The sequence below is a fragment of the SAR202 cluster bacterium genome, from assembly GCA_016872355.1.
Lineage (GTDB): Bacteria > Chloroflexota > Dehalococcoidia > Lucifugimonadales > VGZY01 > VGZY01.
Genome location: VGZY01000119.1, coordinates 1 through 3,906, shown reverse-complemented (window position 1 = coordinate 3,906; position 3,906 = coordinate 1). Strand labels below are relative to the sequence as shown.

The window sequence follows — 3,906 nt, the reverse complement described above, 5'->3', positions numbered from 1 at the left end:
TCCACGCCCAAGGATCGAAAGCCGGGTCCAGATCACCCTTGGAGATCGAGACTGATTCAACCAAAACCAGTCGTACTGACAAAATCACTGAGCAGTAAGACTGACAAAGTCATTGAGCATTGACACTTTCAGAGCCAAACGGAGGAAACGCAATGCCTGTCGTTACCGTTGACTGGATCGAGGGTCGCAGCAAGGAGCAGAAGCAGCAGATCACCAAGGCTATCACGGATGCCCTGGTGAACATCGGAAAGGCCCGGGTTGAGGGCGTGACAATCGTTTTCAACGACCACTCGCGCGAGCACTGGGCCTCCGGCGGCCAGCTCCTGGCGGACAAGAAGTAAGACGGTAGTGAGCAGTGGGTAGTTGGCAGTGAGCTAACAGCCGGAAAACGAGGGGCCCAGAGTTTATCGAGGCCCCTTGTGCTAATAGGGCGAGGTGGGTTTATGGCGACCACCCATGGAAGCATCACTGACGAGCAGGCCGCCCTCATCCGCGGGGCGCAGATGTTCTTCGTCGCCAGCGCCGCGCCGGACATGAGCGGCGGGCCGATAGGGCAGGGGCCCATCAACCTCTCCCCCAAGGGCGGCTCGCCCCTCCACGTCATCGGCCCCAACCGCGTCGCGTACCTGGACTACACCGGCAGCGGCAACGAGACCGCCCGCCACGCCGTCGCCGGCGGCCCCGTCACCGTCATGGCGATGTCCATGGGCTACGAGGACGCCGCGATCGTCCGCCTCTACGGCCACGCTCGAGTCGTCCCGCTGGACGCCTCCGACCTCAAGGACCGCCTCCAGTCCGAGCCCGCCGAGCACCTTGAGCTCCCCCAGCGCCAGGTCATCGACATCGCCGTCGAGGGCACCCAGACGAGCTGCGGCTACGGCGTCCCGGTGTACGAGTTCGTCGCCCAGCGCGTCCGGGCCCAGCGGGGGCGCAAACACAAGGCCCGCAAGTGACCTCGAAGGAGGCCGCGATGAAAGCGATCGTCTACACGAAGTACGGCCCGCCCGATGTCCTCCGACTCGCGGACGTGAAGAAGCCCGCGCCCAAAGAGGGCGAGGTGCTGGTGAAGGTCATCGCGGTGTCCGTCAACACCGCCGACTGGCGCATGATGCGCGGCACGCCGCTCCCTCTCCGCTTCGTCTCCGGCCTCACCAGGCCCAAGAAGCAGATACTTGGCGCAGACATCGCCGGCCGCGTAGAGGCCGTCGGCCCCGGCGTCACCCAACTCAAGCGCGGCGACGAGGTCTTCGGAGACCTCTCCGGCGCGGGCTGGGGCGGCTTCGCGGAGTACGTCGCGACGAAGTACAGCGCGCTGGTCACGAAGCCCGCCGGCGCCACATTCGAGGAGGCCGCCGCCGTCCCCATGGCCGCCGTCACGGCGCTCCAGGGCCTCCGCAAGAGCAACGTCCAGGCCGGCCACAAGGTCCTCATCCACGGCGCAAGCGGCGGCGTCGGCACCTTCTCGGTCCAGCTCGCCAACGCCCTCGGCGCGGAGGTCACCGCCGTCTGCAGCGCCCGCAACGTCGATATGGTGCGCTCCCTCGGCGCGGACCACGTCATCGACTACACGAAGGACGACTTCGCGAAGTCCGGGAAGACCTACGACGCCATCATCGCCGTCAACGGCAGCCGCTCGATCTCGGACTACGGGCGCGTCCTCGCGCCGAAGGGCACGTACATGGTGAGCGGCGGCGAGATGCGCCAGCTCACGGACGTGATGGTAAAGGGCCGCTTCATGTCGCGCGGCGGCCGCAAGTTCACCAACTTCCTCGCGCGGCCCAGCCAGGAGGACCTCACCTTCGTGAAGGGCCTTATCGAGGCGGGCAAGGTCAAGCCGGTCATCGTAAAGCGCTACACCCTCGCCCAGGTCCCGGACGCCATCCGCTACCTGGAAGAGGGCCACGCCCAGGGCAAGGCTGTCATCGCCGTCGAGGAGGCCGCCAAGCCATGAGCGGCCCGCCGGTCCACATCGTGCCGTACGACCCGTCATGGCCCGCGAAGTTCGCGGAGGAGCGCGACTCGCTCGCCCGCCATCTAGCGCCGTGGCTTGAGGGCGGCATCGAGCACATCGGCAGCACGTCCGTCCCCGGCCTCGCGGCCAAGCCCGTGATCGACATGATGGCCGGCGTCAGGTCGCTGGAGAAGTCGCGCCCATGCATCGAGGCGCTGACGAAGGCGGGCTGGGTCTACTTCCCGTTCATGGCCGACCAGATGCACTGGCTCTGCAAGCCGTCCGACGAGTTCCGCACGCACCACCTGCACGTGCTCCCGTACCGGAGCGCCCGGTGGAACGCGCGCCTAGCCTTCCGCGACTACCTTCGCGCCCACCCCGAAGTCGCCGCGGAGTACCAGGCGCTCAAGCTCGAATTGGCGGAGAAGTACCGCGAGGACCGCGAAACGTACACGACCGAGAAGGGGCCGTACATCAAGCGCATCGTCAAGCTCGCGATGGACCGGCAGACCACACCATAACCAAGGAAACCACCCCATGATCCAGCCCACCAAGCGCTTCTCCAACCGCGTCGCCGACTACATCAGGTACCGCCCGTCCTACCCGCCGGAGGTCATCGAGACCCTGCGGCGGCAGTGCGACCTTGGCGTGGGCTCCGCCGTCGCGGACATCGGCTCCGGCACCGGCATCTTCACGGCGCTCCTCCTCAACACCGGCGCGCGCGTCTACGGCGTCGAGCCCAACGACGAGATGCGCCTCGCGGGCGAATCCGCCCTCAGCGGCCACGCGGGCTTCCGCAGCGTCTGCGGCACCGCCGAGGCGACCGAGCTCCCCGGCGCGTCCGTGGACCTTATCACCGTCGCGCAGGCCTTCCACTGGTTCCGCCCCGAGGAGACCCGCCGCGAGTTCCGCCGCATCCTCAGGCCCTCCGGCTGGACCGCCCTCATCTGGAACACCCGCGACGACTCCCTCCCGTTCCACCGCCACTACGACGCCCTCCTGCGCCGCTACTCCCCCGAGTACGCCGACTCCAACCACACCGACACCGTCGGCAACCCCGGCGTCCGCAGCTTCTTCGGCGAAGGCTTCGCCGGCACCCACACCTTCAAAAACGGCCAGCTCCTGGACCTCGCCAGCCTCAAAGGCCGCACCAACTCCTCCTCCTACTGCCCCACGCCGGACAGCCCCAACCACGCCCCCCTCATGGCGGGCCTGGACACGCTGTTCGCCAAGCACGCGGTGGGCGGGAAGGTATCGTTCGGGTACATCACGGAGGTGCACCTGGGGAGGGTGTAGGGGGGAGGACGAAATCCGTGAGCGATTGAAATCGCCGCTGAGGGCGGTGATTTGCTATCGCAGATCCCTCGCCAAATGTCCGCCTGCGCGGACATCGAAGGCATGCCGGAACACCGCTTGCCAGATTGGATCGGATCGTCCGCGCAGGCGGACGTTTGGCCGGAGATTCGCGTAGGCGAATCGCGGCCCTCAGCGGCGATTTCAATCGCTCAACGCCTTACGGTATCCTCTTACGTCCTGTCAATGCTCAGTGACTTTGTCAGTCTTACTGCTCAGTGATTTTGTCAGTACGACTGGTTTTGGTTGAATCAGTCTCGATCTCCAAGGGTGATCTGGAGCCGGCTTTCGATCCTTGGGCGAGGAGAGGGGTGTGCTGGAGACGGGTCCGTCTCCAGCACGCCCCTCTCCTCGCTTGCCCGCCTGAGCTTTTCTTCGCCTTGCTCGCAGGACTGCGGGTCTTAGGGGAGCAACCGTGCTGGCCAGCTCACGCCCCTTGTGCATGACCACGATGCGCCCGTCCAGCCGCTCCTGTACCTCTACGGTCGCCCTGGCGTATGTGCTCCGCTCGCTGTCAGGCTCGATCTGCAGGTCCTCTCCACCAAAGCTCACCGTGTTATCCGCGGCCACTGTCCGCTGGTATCGGAAGCACAGCACACTGT

At 66.1% G+C, this 3,906-nt stretch carries 5 protein-coding genes; all 5 read left to right on the top strand.

Going from position 1 to position 3,906, the window contains the following annotated elements; all coding sequences use genetic code 11:
- Positions 1 to 152: 152 nt before the first annotated feature.
- The 5 genes from FJ319_14530 to FJ319_14510 all read left to right on the top strand — a co-directional run bounded on the left by FJ319_14530 (position 153) and on the right by FJ319_14510 (position 3,247).
- Positions 153 to 341, top strand: coding sequence for a 4-oxalocrotonate tautomerase (locus tag FJ319_14530; protein ID MBM3935481.1), 189 nt, complete (start codon positions 153 to 155; stop codon positions 339 to 341).
- A gap of 102 nt (positions 342 to 443) precedes the next feature.
- Positions 444 to 953: a pyridoxamine 5'-phosphate oxidase family protein gene (locus FJ319_14525; protein MBM3935480.1), complete on the top strand. Its 510-nt coding sequence runs from the start codon at positions 444 to 446 to the stop codon at positions 951 to 953.
- A 17-nt stretch (positions 954 to 970) separates the two neighbouring features.
- Positions 971 to 1,951, top strand: coding sequence for an NAD(P)-dependent alcohol dehydrogenase (locus FJ319_14520; GenBank protein ID MBM3935479.1), 981 nt, complete (start codon positions 971 to 973; stop codon positions 1,949 to 1,951).
- Positions 1,948 to 2,472, top strand: a complete 525-nt coding sequence (locus tag FJ319_14515) for a GrpB family protein (GenBank protein ID MBM3935478.1) — start codon at positions 1,948 to 1,950, stop codon at positions 2,470 to 2,472. The genes FJ319_14520 and FJ319_14515 overlap by 4 nt, the downstream gene beginning before the upstream one ends.
- A gap of 16 nt (positions 2,473 to 2,488) precedes the next feature.
- Positions 2,489 to 3,247, top strand: coding sequence for a class I SAM-dependent methyltransferase (locus FJ319_14510; GenBank protein ID MBM3935477.1), 759 nt, complete (start codon positions 2,489 to 2,491; stop codon positions 3,245 to 3,247).
- Positions 3,248 to 3,906 lie beyond the last annotated feature (659 nt).